13 protein-coding genes are annotated in these 13,411 nt (G+C 41.5%); 3 read left to right on the forward strand and 10 right to left on the reverse strand.

The window, feature by feature from the left end:
• The first annotated feature begins 18 nt into the window (after positions 1-18).
• Positions 19-1,791 (forward strand): B12-binding domain-containing radical SAM protein, encoded by a 1,773-nt coding sequence (locus J2S25_RS08510; protein ID WP_307191683.1) that lies wholly within the window; start codon positions 19-21, stop codon positions 1,789-1,791.
• A gap of 39 nt (positions 1,792-1,830) precedes the next feature.
• On the opposite strand, the gene ykzE is transcribed toward J2S25_RS08510, so the two are convergent.
• Entirely contained in the window at positions 1,831-1,974 is a 144-nt protein-coding gene (ykzE, locus tag J2S25_RS08515; protein WP_198528196.1) for a protein YkzE, read from the reverse strand.
• On the reverse strand, positions 1,974-2,135 hold the full coding sequence (ykzP, locus tag J2S25_RS08520; protein ID WP_307191684.1) for a protein YkzP: 162 nt from the start codon (positions 2,133-2,135) through the stop codon (positions 1,974-1,976). Before ykzP ends, ykzE begins: the two co-directional genes overlap by 1 nt.
• Positions 2,136-2,272: 137 nt before the next feature.
• Here ykzP and J2S25_RS08525 point away from each other — a divergent pair, with 137 nt between their 5' ends.
• Together J2S25_RS08525 and J2S25_RS08530 are read left to right on the forward strand one after the other, a co-directional pair.
• Entirely contained in the window at positions 2,273-2,620 is a 348-nt protein-coding gene (locus J2S25_RS08525; protein WP_307191685.1) for a DUF3905 domain-containing protein, read from the forward strand.
• Positions 2,621-2,774: 154 nt separating this feature from the next.
• Positions 2,775-2,975, forward strand: a complete 201-nt coding sequence (locus J2S25_RS08530; protein WP_044394215.1) for an alpha/beta-type small acid-soluble spore protein — start codon at positions 2,775-2,777, stop codon at positions 2,973-2,975.
• A gap of 61 nt (positions 2,976-3,036) precedes the next feature.
• Here J2S25_RS08530 and J2S25_RS08535 read toward each other — a convergent pair whose 3' ends face one another.
• The 8 genes from J2S25_RS08535 to treP all read right to left on the reverse strand — a co-directional run bounded on the left by J2S25_RS08535 (position 3,037) and on the right by treP (position 13,123).
• Entirely contained in the window at positions 3,037-4,110 is a 1,074-nt protein-coding gene (locus tag J2S25_RS08535) for an anti-sigma factor domain-containing protein (RefSeq protein ID WP_307191686.1), read from the reverse strand.
• Positions 4,107-4,853: an RNA polymerase sigma factor SigI gene (gene sigI / locus J2S25_RS08540; protein WP_307191687.1), complete on the reverse strand. Its 747-nt coding sequence runs from the start codon at positions 4,851-4,853 to the stop codon at positions 4,107-4,109. Before sigI ends, J2S25_RS08535 begins: the two co-directional genes overlap by 4 nt.
• A gap of 255 nt (positions 4,854-5,108) precedes the next feature.
• Positions 5,109-5,600, reverse strand: a complete 492-nt coding sequence (locus tag J2S25_RS08545; protein WP_044394216.1) for a hypothetical protein — start codon at positions 5,598-5,600, stop codon at positions 5,109-5,111.
• A 151-nt stretch (positions 5,601-5,751) separates the two neighbouring features.
• Entirely contained in the window at positions 5,752-7,329 is a 1,578-nt protein-coding gene (locus tag J2S25_RS08550) for a peptide chain release factor 3 (RefSeq protein ID WP_439117493.1), read from the reverse strand.
• Positions 7,330-7,540: 211 nt separating this feature from the next.
• Positions 7,541-7,753: a hypothetical protein gene (locus J2S25_RS08555; RefSeq protein ID WP_044394218.1), complete on the reverse strand. Its 213-nt coding sequence runs from the start codon at positions 7,751-7,753 to the stop codon at positions 7,541-7,543.
• 218 nt (positions 7,754-7,971) lie between these two features.
• Positions 7,972-9,141: a serine-tRNA(Ala) deacylase AlaX gene (locus J2S25_RS08560; RefSeq protein ID WP_044394220.1), complete on the reverse strand. Its 1,170-nt coding sequence runs from the start codon at positions 9,139-9,141 to the stop codon at positions 7,972-7,974.
• Between the two features lie 844 nt (positions 9,142-9,985).
• Positions 9,986-11,671, reverse strand: a complete 1,686-nt coding sequence (gene treC / locus J2S25_RS08565; protein WP_307191688.1) for an alpha,alpha-phosphotrehalase — start codon at positions 11,669-11,671, stop codon at positions 9,986-9,988.
• Between the two features lie 33 nt (positions 11,672-11,704).
• Positions 11,705-13,123, reverse strand: coding sequence for a PTS system trehalose-specific EIIBC component (treP, locus tag J2S25_RS08570; RefSeq protein WP_044394223.1), 1,419 nt, complete (start codon positions 13,121-13,123; stop codon positions 11,705-11,707).
• Positions 13,124-13,411 lie beyond the last annotated feature (288 nt).

A 13,411-nucleotide genomic window follows, 5' to 3' on the forward strand; every position in this document is an offset into this window, starting at 1 on the left:
TATAAAGGAGTTTTATTCATGAATATCGTCTTAACCACGCTAAACGCGAAATATATTCATACAAATCTTGCCATCAGGTATCTGAAGGCGTATGCTCAACCAAAATTTGATGCGAGCATTGTTGAATATACAATAAAAGACCCTGTCATCAACATTGTGTCAGACCTGATCCAAAAGAAACCGGATGTGATTGGATTCAGTTGCTATATTTGGAATATTGAAGAAACGATTAAAGTCATAAACATGATAAAGAAAATTAATCCTGACATTTTGATTGTCGCTGGTGGCCCTGAGGTAACCTATGATGTCCAAGAATGGATGGAGAACGTTCCAAATTTTGACGTGATTGTTTTAGGGGAGGGAGAACAGACATTTAAGCAGCTTCTTGAAGGGTACTCAACCGGACAGGACTTTTCAACAGTGCCTGGGATTGCCTACCGGAGTGAAAGCGGAATCCAGCTGAACCCTCAGCGCAACAAGCTTGATTTAAAAGACCTCCCTACACCTTATCGCTTTGAAGAGGATGCTGCACATCTCTCCAAAAGAATTACCTATGTTGAAACGAGCCGTGGCTGTCCATTCAGTTGTCAATTCTGCCTCTCTTCGATTGAAGTAGGTGTCCGTTACTTTGACAGGGAAAAGATCAAAGAGGATATCCGCTATTTAATGAAAAATGGCGCGAAGACCATCAAGTTCGTGGACAGAACCTTCAATATTAGCCGAAGTTACGCAATGGAAATGTTCCGTTTCCTTATTGATGAGCATCTTCCGGGAACTGTGTTCCAATTCGAAATCACTGCTGACATCATGAGACCTGAGGTCATTTCCTTCCTGAATGAGGAAGCTCCTGCGGGATTATTTCGCTTTGAGATTGGAGTTCAGTCGACAAATGATTATACAAACGAATTAGTCATGAGAAAACAAAACTTTGAAAAACTAAAACGAACAGTGACAATGGTCAAGGAAGGCGGCAAAATTGACCAGCACCTTGACTTGATTGCTGGATTACCTGAAGAAGACTATCATTCCTTCAAAAAAACCTTCAATGATGTCTTTGCGATGAGACCAGAGGAACTGCAGCTAGGTTTCTTGAAAATGCTGAGAGGGACTGGATTGAGACTAAGAGCCGCTGACCATGACTATGTCTATATGGACCATTCCCCTTATGAAATACTCGGAAATAACGTACTGGATTTCTATGATATCATTAAGATCAAGCAGGTCGAGGATGTGCTGGAAAAATATTGGAATGATCACAGGATGGATCATACAGTTGAATTCCTGGTCACGAGGATTTTCCCTTCCCCATTCGATTTCTTCCAGGAATTTGGCTCTTTTTGGGAAACAAAAGGGTGGTCTAGGATTGGACATCAGCTGGAGGATTTATTTAAACGGCTTTACGAGTTCCTGCAACAAAAAGAGGTAGATCACCTAGAGCAGATTGTCAGTTTAATGAAATATGACTATCTTGCCAGCATGAAATACAAGCCGCGTAAACCATGGTGGGAGTTGTCCTCAGATAAGAGACAACGCTCCGCCTTATACAGGGAAATCGTCAAGAACCCCGAGGCTCTTGGCCAGCAGTTCGTGAATTTAAAGCTTAATGAAAAGGAGCTATACAAACATACCATGCTTGTCGATATCGCCATCCATTTTGCTAAACTGATCGAAGATGGAAAAGTAGAGAAGGAACGTTCCCATCTCCTTGTCTATTTTGATTCTAAATCAGAAACACCTCATTTTTTCTCTGTTGACAAAGAAAATTTTATGATGGCAGAAAAGAAAGCATAAAATGCCAGCGCAAGCGTTTCAAGACGCTTGCGCTTTTTGTTATTTGCAATCCTTTTCGGTTTTTTGCTTCCCCTTTTTATTAGCAAAAGGCTGTTCATAAAACTTCCCCGCATTTATATCCCCAAATTCCATGCCGAATTCAACATTCACAGGTTTTTGATGACGGCCATCCTGTTTTTTCATTATGATCTCCCTTTCCTGCCCTGCTTTGAATTCCGGTTAGCAAATTCCCCTGGCTCTTCTCCATGAGAAAATTCAGCAGAAAATTCACTTTCTTGAAGATTTTTCTTAGGAGTATTTGTATATTTAGCGACTGCATTTCTTTCTGCCTTTCGTTTAGCCATGTTAACACCTCCATCTTTCATTGTTTCTCAATCGGTCCTTTGCTATGTACGTTTCAATTTCCTTATTTTACAAAATGAACGGTCTTTTAAAAAGGCCAGATAAAACAAATGATAAACGTAAAAAAGGAGGAGCAAAAATGGCAAAGAAGGATCATGAACTAGAACCATTAGATATCGATGAAACATTCCCCCATCAAATCAATGCTCCGAGCTTTAAGGAAACTGGGATGAAAAGGAAAGCACCATTTACGAATAAGCATGGTGTGATCATTGGAGACAGCCTTTACGCTTCTGAAAATTCACCGCTGGAAAATTGGTCGGAAGAGACAGACCCTGCCATCATGGCCGGTGATGAATGGATTCATCCCACCAATGACATTGGCTGGAACACAGCAGAAAACAGAGAGCTTCTCGAGAAAATGAGAAAACCACAGGGCTATCCATTCATGCATCCAACAAAAGATGTCAGCAAGGGACAAGACTAAAGGTTCAAGAAGGACAAAGCTTTCTCCTACAGGCGGGATGAATGCAGCGGATATTGCTTTCTATAAAAAGTTACCATTCATGAACTTGCCGGCAATGTCCAAACTATTCCTACAGAGAGCTCTCTCTCTGAAATCACAAAAAGGAGATGATTATATGGCTCGAAATTCAAATAAATTGCTTGTTCCTGGAGTGGAGCAATTCATGGATCAGGTAAAATATGAGATTGCACAGGAATTTGGCGTTACACTTGGATCCGACACTGTTTCCAGAGCAAATGGTTCAGTAGGAGGAGAAATCACCAAACGTTTAGTTCAGCAGGCTCAAGCACAGCTTTCTGGACAAAAACAAGAATAATGTAACCCGAAAAAAGAATATTGACATGGAAAAAAGTCCGGAATCGCATTCCGGACTTTTCTTATTTTTTAATGAGATTGCCTATCCTTTTCCCTGTTTCTCTTTGAGCGCTATTCTTGTTTTCGATCACGTTTCGTTTTATTTCTGGTTTGTATTTTTCAAGGTGAAGATCTGGCTTTATTCCCCCGTTATGAACGGGATGGCTTTTTTGGTTGCTATTGCCGTTCGACTCTGAATTCTTTTTTTCGTTTATTTTTTCCACAACTGGATTTCCTTGCTGTTTTACATCCGAACTGCCCTTTGGAAGCACTGGTTTGACTTTCTTTTCCTTTCCTGGAGCTTCTTGCTTTTTCAGCTCTCGTTCCGGTTCCTTCCTTATCGGCTGCTGGACTTGACTCTTTTGTGCGGCCTTTGGCTGGGCTTTCTGTTCCTTTACAGGCGGTGCAGCAGCAGGCTCTTTTGCCGGAGTGATATTCTTCTCTTTATACACACCAGCCGTAATCCCCTGCTTAACAGCCTTCTCCCTATCTTCATTTGTTGCTTCCACAACCTTAAGGTTCAAATTCTCTTCTGCTGTTGTCTGTTTAATTTCCGCCACTTTTTGTTCTAATTTTTGGTCCGCTGATTTTCTCGCCTTCGACTTATGAACTGTTGCGATGATCACTGCATTTTGATTAGTGAAATAGCCATGGTCTTCTATTTTATCAAGAATCATCTTTGCAACAATGGCAGCATCTTTCTTCCACCAATCTTCTATTTCTGTGATAATTTGTTTCCCTTCAGGATTGTATCCATTTATCTCCAGAACCTTTAACTCATCATTGACCGCCATTTCTATGCTCGGGTTAACATCGATGGACATATATGCATATACTTGCCCCTCCTGGTAAATTGGCAGGACTGCGGCCATCATAAGCAGGAGCGCTGCAACCAGTATAAGCGACCTTGCTTTCAGGCTAGTGAAAAAAGGAGCGCGAAATTTTTTCCTTTTGTCCATTTCTGATTCTGGAAAAAAATCGATTTCCTCCCCGATTTGATAATCTTGCCGAAACTTTCGGGCGCGCAAAAACTCGCCTTCGGGGGTCAACAATGTTAGGTAAAGATCATTGATGGCAAGGATTACTCCTTTTCTCATGTCTCCAACACCCCTTTAATATAATCCTTTAAAAATACATAGTCCCCAATTAAAATAAGTGCGATGGCAATGATATATTTTCTGTTTCTCTCTATCGTCTTTCTGCTGACATTGACCAATTCTTCAAGTTGTTTGATTGGCATCCGCCTTTTTTCGAGCAGAAAGTTCTTCAATTCTTCATTTTCTACCATTGCCTTTGCAACGAGCATGGCGTTTTTTCGGGCATCCGCATGTTTTGGCGACTGCTCCAGCAAATCCTGGAAGGACAAATCAAATTCAGATAATATCGTTTGGAATTGGAGGATTTCTTCTCTTCTCAAGTCCTGTTCTTTCTTTTTCTGAAACTCATCAAGTGATAAATTGTCTTCTAGTGTAGACCGGCGCTGCTCTTCTTCATTTGGATCCTGAAAGCTGTCAAAGCTCAAGTATTGACTCCGGCTCTGCTGGCGGATATAATCAATGACCCTTCGCTTAATCATGACTTCGGCAAAACTCAACAAAGAACTCCCTTTTTCAGATGAATATTTCTGAATTGCTTCATTAAAAGCGATGAGACCAATGCTAAATTCATCGTCAGACTCATATATGTACCTCTTGCAGACAGACGAAACAGTCTTGGCAATAAACGGTTTGTAGGAATCAATTAAATCTTCTCGAAGATCAGCATCCCCCTGGTGGATTTTCTCAACGGTTTCCTCCAGCGGTCTGCGTTTTTTCTTTGCCATAAACAATAAACTTAGCAATAGCCTCACCCCATTTCTCCACACATTATACCATAACTGTCCATATATCATATGTGGTCAGGTAGGGAGAAAAACAGCATAAGGCGTTCCTGTAGTACTTGAAATAGTCTAAATCCTTTCTTTTTTTGAGCGATCGCTTTATCACTAAATGGGTACGATTGTACCTGAATGGTTATGGGGGTTTCCTAAAAAAATAAAAATTCCAGTCTGCGATCAATCGGAATTCATGTTTCTTCTTTTAAACAAACTCTGAAGTTATTGTCCATTACGATAAAATCTTAAAATTAGCTTCCTGATCAATAACCCGATCAATACACCTGGAATTACAAACATCATCGGTAAAAACACAGGGCCGGGAAACATTCCAAATATCTTGATTTTAGGCGAAATCATCAAACCGACAGTGACAAAATAGGCGGAAAAAACGAAAGGCAAAAAGGTGATTTTTTCCTCCTCCGGCATGACACTCCGATAGGAATCCCACATCGCAAACATATATAGACATGGGTAAAACATCAGCCACTGATAATCCATTACCTGCATGGCCATTCCTGTTTCACCAAGGAAACTATACATTATTCCTTTGTTAAAATTACTTTTTACGTTAACAAGGAACTCGAGGGAAACGAATAATATGCCCTTCACAAGATTGCCCGTTAGCAGTTGGGTGAATCCCGGCAGTGCGATGCTCCACATTACCGCTTCTAGTTTGGTTATTTTCTTTTTTATCGTCACGACAAGATTCATCCCTTTAGAATATTTATTGGACTTTCATTGTATGAGTGCGAAATTTCTTCCTGCTTCTACTTATTTTAGATTGTCCAAATTAGGCTTTGAATTATCACTTTTCCAGATAATTGTTAAGAAAAGAGCCGGCCATTTGGCCGACTCTTGATCCTTAAGATACATCCATAGGGTTATAAAGTTTTACTTCAGGATTCTTATCCTGGAACCATCTTAAGGCAAATTCGTTTTCAAACAGGAATACTTTTTTACCAAAGCGGTCACTCACTAACAGGCTTCGAGTGCTAGACAAGTTCTCGTTCACATTGTCGCCTTCAATCCAGCGGGCAATTTTAGAGCCTTGTCGTTCCATCATAACTTCCACATTGTATTCATTGCGCATCCTGGCTTCAAAAACTTCGAATTGAAGCTGACCGACTGCACCAAGAAGGTACTCTTCCGTTTTTAATGTCTTAAACAATTGGATGGCTCCTTCTTGGACTAGCTGCTGGATTCCTTTATGGAAATGCTTTTGCTTCATGACGTTCTTAGCTGAAACCCTGACAAAAAGCTCTGGTGTAAATTGGGGAAGCTTTTCATACTGAAACCCTTCCTTGCCAGATACAATCGTATCGCCAATCTGATAGGTGCCTGAATCGTAAAGCCCAATTATATCGCCGGCAACTGCTTCCTCAACAGTGCTGCGGTCATCCGCCATGAACTGGGTGGACTGCGCTAGCTTTAACGTCTTTCCTGTCCTACTTAGCAGTACGGTCATCCCACGCTCGAACTTTCCGGAACAAATGCGAAGGAAGGCGATCCTGTCGCGGTGGGCCGGGTTCATGTTTGCCTGGATTTTAAAAATAAACCCTGAGAATACCTCTGAGTTTGGATCTACTTCGCCAACTGTGGAGTTTCTTGGCTGTGGAGCGGGTGCGAATTGAAGATAGGAATCAAGAAATGTCTGGACACCGAATGTTGTCAAGGCACTGCCAAAGAATACTGGCGTTAATGTTCCATCGATGATCCGTTCCTGCGAAAAATCATTTCCCGCTTCATCCAACAGCATGATTTCTTCTAAAGTCTGATCGTATAGGGAAGACTCTTTCAGAGAATGCTCCCCTTCAATTTCCCCGTCTTCGTTCAACTTCACAAAGCGTTTGTCCTCATCTACTCGAAATTGTTCAATTCGATTGTTGAATCGGTCATAAATTCCAAGGAACTCTTTTCCCATGCCAATCGGCCAGTTCATCGGATAAGATTCGATGCCAAGTACTTCTTCGAGTTCAGCTAGCAATTCCAGTGGCGCTTTCCCCTGGCGATCAAGCTTGTTGATAAAGGTGAAAATCGGAATCCCTCTCATACGGCAAACCTTGAACAATTTGAGCGTCTGGTCCTCAATCCCCTTTGCTGAATCGATGATCATCACCGCGCTGTCAACCGCTGTCAATGTTCTGTAGGTGTCTTCTGAAAAGTCCTGGTGTCCTGGTGTATCGAGAATATTCACCTTAAAGCCATCATAATCAAACTGCATAACACTGGAGGTAACTGAAATTCCACGCTGCTTCTCGATTTCCATCCAGTCACTTGTCGCAAACTTCCCTGTCTTCTTTGCTTTAATCGTACCTGCGTCACGAATGGCGCCGCCGAATAACAGCAGCTTCTCGGTCAGCGTCGTTTTCCCGGCATCCGGGTGAGATATAATCGCAAATGTTCTGCGTGATAAAACTTGATCTTGTAATTTTTTCATCATTTGATGTTTCCTTTCTGTTTCAAGCAATTCCTTCAATGCTATAAAATCAATCTTATCTTTCTGGAGGGAAGTTTGCAATCCTGGAAACACATATCATAATTTTCAGTTAATTCTGTTCAGGTATTGCTTGCCTGCATAAACAGGTCGAATTTTGCCCAGTGGAATCAACCTTTTTACGTAAAAGAGCAGCCGATTGGCTGCTCTTCCCTTATTACATTCTCGCTTCGATATCGTTCATAAGCTCATCTATAGTGACAGTGATGTCATTCGTTTTCCTGGCTACTGCAATCGTGAATTCCAGTAACTCTTTATATTTATCTACTGGAATCATTGAATTCGTCTTCTCGTATTCATTCATTTTAAGACCGAGATTTTGCAGGATCATAATTGCCTCTTCTATAGATCCTTTCTCCACTTCATACATTGTGATTCCCCCTATTTCTCTGGTTGAATTTCATTATGAAGGAGTGAAACCTTTTTTTAAATGGTAATTTTTTCATTTATCGCTCAATTATTCAATGGGAATAGGTCTTTTATCTTATGATTTTAGAGATACCAGCAAAACACAAAAGGAAACAGCTTTTTTATAGTAATAAATTACCCCTAAAGAACTACGTCTTATTTCCTGAAATTTAAGTTTTTTTATTGGATGATAGTAGCAATCGCTTTGATAAATTCATCCCCAGGCATCCATTTTCCTCCTCCTTGAACAAGCTGATCGCTGCCTCCGCCTTTGCCGTCTATTATTAAAAGGGCATGTTTTGACCATTCTTTCAAGTTTCCCTGAGCGTTCTTACCGCGGGCAAAAACAAATTGGAGGTTATCCTCGTTTTCGGCAACTAATAGGAATACCTTTTCCTCTGCTTGTCCAGTGAGCAATCTTGCAAGCTTTTGAAGTTCCTGGATACTCCTGTTTTGATAAACATGGCTGACAATATTCCCCGAATTGGCTGCAATCAATTCTGCAGCTTCATATTGAAGCAATTGGCTGCCCATTTCCTCGATGGTCTTTTTCTGCCCTAGCAGTCGATTGACAGACGACACCAAATCCTGTTCAGGTGCATTCAGCAGAATCGAGAGTTCCTTAAGGATTGCCTGCTTTTCCCACAGTATGCTCAACACCCTTTGCCCACATACAAACTCCACGCGGATTAGTTTCTTCTGTCTTTCCCATCCGAGGATTTTCAGATTGCCTGCTTCGCCTGTACTGTTTGGATGGGTTCCACCGCAGCCATTATAATCGAATTCTGGTATGATCACGAGCCTGATATTGTTTGCTACTGACAGCGGTTTTCTGAGCTTGTATTGCTTTACTTCCTCCCCATCGATCCATTTACTAAAGATTGGCCGATTCTCTAGGATTACCCGGTTTGCCAGTTTCTCCACCCTATCAGCTTCCTCCGTTGACAGTTTCTCTGTTTCGAGGTCGATTGTAAGCGTCTTTTTCCCTAAATGGAAACTAACTGTTTTATAGCCATACAGCTCTTCAAACGCTGCCGAAAGAATATGCTGTCCAGCATGCTGCTGCATATGATCAAACCGGCGGTCCCAATCTATTTCCCCCTTTATTGGCATTCCTTCTTCCAGCGGTTCTTGTATGTAATGGCGTATCTCACCGTCGATTTCCTCTACACCGACTACCTTTATGCCGTTCAGAACACCAGTATCAAATGGCTGTCCACCACCTGTCGGGTAAAAAGCTGTTTGCGTCAAAACTGCATAGTTCCTGCCTGATTCATCCGCACCTTGCCTGACTAGCTCGGCTGTAAAGGTTTTGGTGTAAGCATTTTGATAATATAACTTATTCTCCATGTTCCTCTTCACGCTCCCGATGACAACTTATAAATCCCAGTATACCATTTTCTAGAGCAGGAACTTAATCAGAACGGAGATCGAATGCTAGGTGTATTTACGTGAAAAGGTCTTTTTAGCACCAATACAGCTTATTGGTGACCTCTTTTTCCAACTTCTGGTTTTTCCGTGCACCAATACAGCTCATTGGTGACCTCTTTTCCCTAATTTCTGGTTTTTTCGGACGCCAATACGGCTTATTGGTGACCTCTTTTTCCTAATTTCTGGTTTTTTCGTGCACCAATACGGCTCATTGGTAACCTTATTTACCTAATTTCTGGTTTTTTCGTGCACCAATACAGCTCATTGGTGACCTCATTTCCCTAATTTCTGGTTTTTTCGTGCACCAATACGGCTTATTGGTGACCCCTTTTTCCTAATTTCTGGTTTTTTTGAGCACCAATACAGCTCATTGGTGATCTCTTTTTCCTAATTTCTGGTTTTTTCGGGCACCAATACGGCTTATTTGTGTCCTTATTTCCCTATTTCTGGTTTTTTCGGACGCCAATACGGCTTATTTGTGTCCTTATTTCCCTATTTCTGGTTTTATCGGACGCCAATACGGCTTATTGGGTTCAAAAAAGATTTTCCATTAAGAAAATGCTGGAAATTTATCAGACTGCCAGCAAATTGGATGAGACTACTTAGCTTTACCTTTATTGGCAGGACCGAAGCGTGCCGCAGCTTGACAAGCGACTTGAGGGGCTTTCGTAGGATCTAGACAATTCTCGAAGTGAATTTTATACTTTCTTAATCTTTCGAAAAAAAGGAGACCTAAATGAAATGGAAGGCCTCCTCTAATCTGTTATTTTGTTAAATGAAATACTATGGACTCATATGGACGAAGAGTAACCCGAGACAGATCATTGTTCGTATCAGCATAATTTGAGAGCAGAACTTGTACATGAAAGCCATCTATTCTCACAGTATCTGGCAATTCAAAGACCGTATCTTTTCCATAAAAATTGTTTACGACAAGCAACTTTTCATTCTTACCGTTTCTGACATAAGCAAATATCTCAGGGTTTTCTTCAAGGATCAGCTGGTAATCCCCAGATGTGATGATGTCATATTGCTTCCGAAGCTGGATCAGCTTTTTATAATGATAGAAAACGGAATTTATATCTGCAAGCGCCTTTTCCGCGTTGACAGTCTGATAATTTTTAGCGGTGCCAATCCATGGGGTCCCTTTTGTAAAACCGGCATTCTTTTCGGCATTCCACTGAACAGGAGTTCGTGAATTGTCACGCGACTTGCTCTGAAGAATTTTCAGGATTTCCTCCTCAGGCATGCCTTCTTCCAATTTCATTTGATACATATTCAAGGATTCTACATCGCGATAATCCTTGATTTTTTCAAAATAAGGATTGGTCATCCCTATTTCTTCCCCCTGGTAAATATATGGTGTTCCTTGCATCATATGAATTGCCGTTCCAAGCATTTTTGCTGATTCCCGGTGATATTTCCCGTCATTACCATAACGAGAGACAATACGAGGCTGGTCATGATTGCACCAGAACAAAGCATTCCATCCTCCGCCTTTATGCATTTCTTCCTGCCATAAAGATAAAATCCGTTTAAGTGCGAGGAAGTCGAAATCAGCGAGTGTCCATTTATCGCCATTTTGATAATCAACTTTTAAATGATGAAAATTAAATGTCATGCTCAATTCTTTACGCTCTGGATTCGAGTATTTGATACAGTTGTCTATTGTGGTCGATGACATCTCACCGACCGTCATGCTGTTATATTTCGAGAATACTTCTTGGTTCATTTCCTGCAAAAACTCATGAATTCGCGGGCCATCTGTATAAAATTTCCGACCATCTCCAGGAGGAACAGAACCGTCATCATCCGGAAAAGTTGGATCCTTTGAGATCAGATTGATCACATCTAGTCGGAAGCCATCTACCCCTTTTTTAAACCAAAAGTGCATCATCTCATATACATCATTGCGCAGCTTTTCATTTTCCCAGTTCAAATCGGCCTGAGTCACATCGAATAAATGCAGATAGTATTGTCCCGTCGCCTCATCATACTCCCAGGCATTGCCGCCAAATTTGGACTCCCAATTAGTCGGGGCGCTTCCATCGTCTTTTGGATCCTTCCAAATATAATAGTCGCGATAGCGGCTGTCCTTTGATTTCTTTGCCTCTTGGAACCACTCATGCTCAGTTGATGAGTGATTGACAACGATATCCATGATTAGTTTCATTCCGCGTTTATGGGTTTCTTGAAGAAGACGGTCGAAGTCTTCCATCGTCCCATATTGCTTATAAATCTTAAAATAATCTTTAATATCATACCCATTGTCTCTCTGAGGTGAATCATAGATTGGCGTAAGCCAGATGATATCCACCCCAAGTTGGCTCAAGTATTCCAGTTTGGCGATAATTCCCGGAAGATCGCCTGTTCCATTGCCAGTCGTATCGTAAAAACTTTTTGGATAGATCTGATACACAACCGACTTCTTCCACCATGGTTCAGTCATGAAATACTTCCTCCTCCATCTGGATCATTCAGTTCATTCTACTTCTTTCTTTTTCCTAGTCTTGGACATAATGAAGGTCAGTACAAACGGTACAACAAGCGCAATGGCCATTCCAATGAAGAACACTCCCCAATACTCCGTATAGATGGATAGGAATGCAGGCAGGCCACCGACTCCAATCGAAGGCGCCATGACACCACTCAGTGTAATGACTACTCCGGCAATGGCTGAACCAATAATAGCGGCAATGAAAGGGTATCTGTAGCGCAAATTCACACCAAACATCGCAGGCTCGGTAATTCCAAGCCAGGCTGAAATAGCCGAAGTCATCGAAAGACCTTTTAATTTCTCATTATCTTTGTCAGCAAACATCATCGCAAACGCCGCTGATCCTTGAGCGATATTGGAAAGTGCCACCATCGGCCAGAGGAAGGTGCCGCCAATCGATCCGATCAACTGCAAATCCACCGCAAGGAAAGTATGGTGCATACCGGTGATAACAAGCGGCGCATAAAGTGCACCGTAAATTAATCCACCAATGATAGGGGCAGCATCAAACAAACCAACAACCCCGTCCGTAATCAGATTGCCAATTGCAAAAGTAATTGGTCCGATCACGATAAATGATAAAAATCCAGTTACAAGCAAGGCAATTGGTGCAACTGTAAGTAGCTGGAAAGCATCAGGTATTCGCTTGCGCAAAAAGATTTCCATTTTCGCCAATACATAAGAAGCAAGCAGGACTGGCAATACTTGTCCTTGGTAACCGACTTTCTCAACGGTCAATCCAAACAAATTCCAGGTTGGGATTTCGCCTTTCTGTTGTGCTGCTCCATATCCCCAAGCATTCAGTAAATCAGGATGTACTAGCATGAGTCCAAGTACAATACCAAGCAGCGGGTTTCCGCCGAACTTATTGACCGCACTCCAGCCAATCAGACCAGGCAGAAATACGAACGCAGTATTGGCAATTAAATTGATGATACTTGCAAAATCAGCCCAGCCTGTATAAACTTCGATTAGCGCTTTTCCTTCAAAGAAAATATCTTTCCCGGTTAGAATGTTATTGATTCCCATTAATAAACCAGCAGTCACAATTGCCGGCAAGATGGGAATGAAGATATCTGCCAGTGTCTTGATCGCCCTTTGCAGCGGATTCAGGTTCTGGGCAGCTGCATCTTTGATGTCTTGTTTTGATGCTTCCCCAATCCCGGTAATCGCTACCATTTCTGCATATACCTTATCGACGAGTCCCTGGCCAATGACTACTTGGAATTGACCGTTCGCCGAAAATGATCCTTTTACGAGATCATTGTTCTCTAATTTCTCCTTGTCTACTTTTCCTTCATCCTTTAAAGCAAAACGAAGCCTTGTCACACAATGAGTAGCTGCGGCGATATTCTCTTTGCCGCCCACTGCCTCAACTATTTGTTCAACAGCTTTGCGATCCATAGTCGATCTCCTCCTGTTACCGTTTTCATTTAATATAAAAAAATCGCTTTACATCTGAACACTTGTATATACATCATGTTGCGATTTTATTTTACTTGTATATACAAGATAAGTCAACTGCTTTACTCATTCTTTTTATATTCCCCAAAACAACTGATTAAAAACGACATTCTCAGCAGATGGCTATTCGAACAAAACCGAATGAACAAGGAGGACAGAAACAGGTTAGCAAACTGGCTAGGAACGAAAAACTAAAGAAACTGCCAACAGAAATTCATTTTGCTTCTG

This window comes from Mesobacillus stamsii (assembly GCF_030814065.1).
Classification (GTDB): Bacteria; Bacillota; Bacilli; order Bacillales; family Cytobacillaceae; genus Mesobacillus; species Mesobacillus stamsii.

Excerpts from the sequence above, each read along its gene's own strand:
- J2S25_RS08510 (WP_307191683.1), top strand. The coding sequence starts at position 19 with ATGAATATCGTCTTAACCACGCTAAACGCGAAATATATTCATACAAAT.
- ykzE (WP_198528196.1), bottom strand. The coding sequence starts at position 1,974 with ATGAAAAAACAGGATGGCCGTCATCAAAAACCTGTGAATGTTGAATTC.
- ykzP (WP_307191684.1), bottom strand. The coding sequence starts at position 2,135 with ATGGCTAAACGAAAGGCAGAAAGAAATGCAGTCGCTAAATATACAAAT.
- J2S25_RS08525 (WP_307191685.1), top strand. The coding sequence starts at position 2,273 with ATGGCAAAGAAGGATCATGAACTAGAACCATTAGATATCGATGAAACA.
- J2S25_RS08530 (WP_044394215.1), top strand. The coding sequence starts at position 2,775 with ATGGCTCGAAATTCAAATAAATTGCTTGTTCCTGGAGTGGAGCAATTC.
- J2S25_RS08535 (WP_307191686.1), bottom strand. The coding sequence starts at position 4,110 with ATGAGAAAAGGAGTAATCCTTGCCATCAATGATCTTTACCTAACATTG.
- J2S25_RS08545 (WP_044394216.1), bottom strand. The coding sequence starts at position 5,600 with ATGAATCTTGTCGTGACGATAAAAAAGAAAATAACCAAACTAGAAGCG.
- J2S25_RS08550 (WP_439117493.1), bottom strand. The coding sequence starts at position 7,329 with ATGATGAAAAAATTACAAGATCAAGTTTTATCACGCAGAACATTTGCG.
- J2S25_RS08555 (WP_044394218.1), bottom strand. The coding sequence starts at position 7,753 with ATGTATGAAGTGGAGAAAGGATCTATAGAAGAGGCAATTATGATCCTG.
- J2S25_RS08560 (WP_044394220.1), bottom strand. The coding sequence starts at position 9,141 with ATGGAGAATAAGTTATATTATCAAAATGCTTACACCAAAACCTTTACA.
- treC (WP_307191688.1), bottom strand. The coding sequence starts at position 11,671 with ATGACTGAACCATGGTGGAAGAAGTCGGTTGTGTATCAGATCTATCCA.
- treP (WP_044394223.1), bottom strand. The coding sequence starts at position 13,123 with ATGGATCGCAAAGCTGTTGAACAAATAGTTGAGGCAGTGGGCGGCAAA.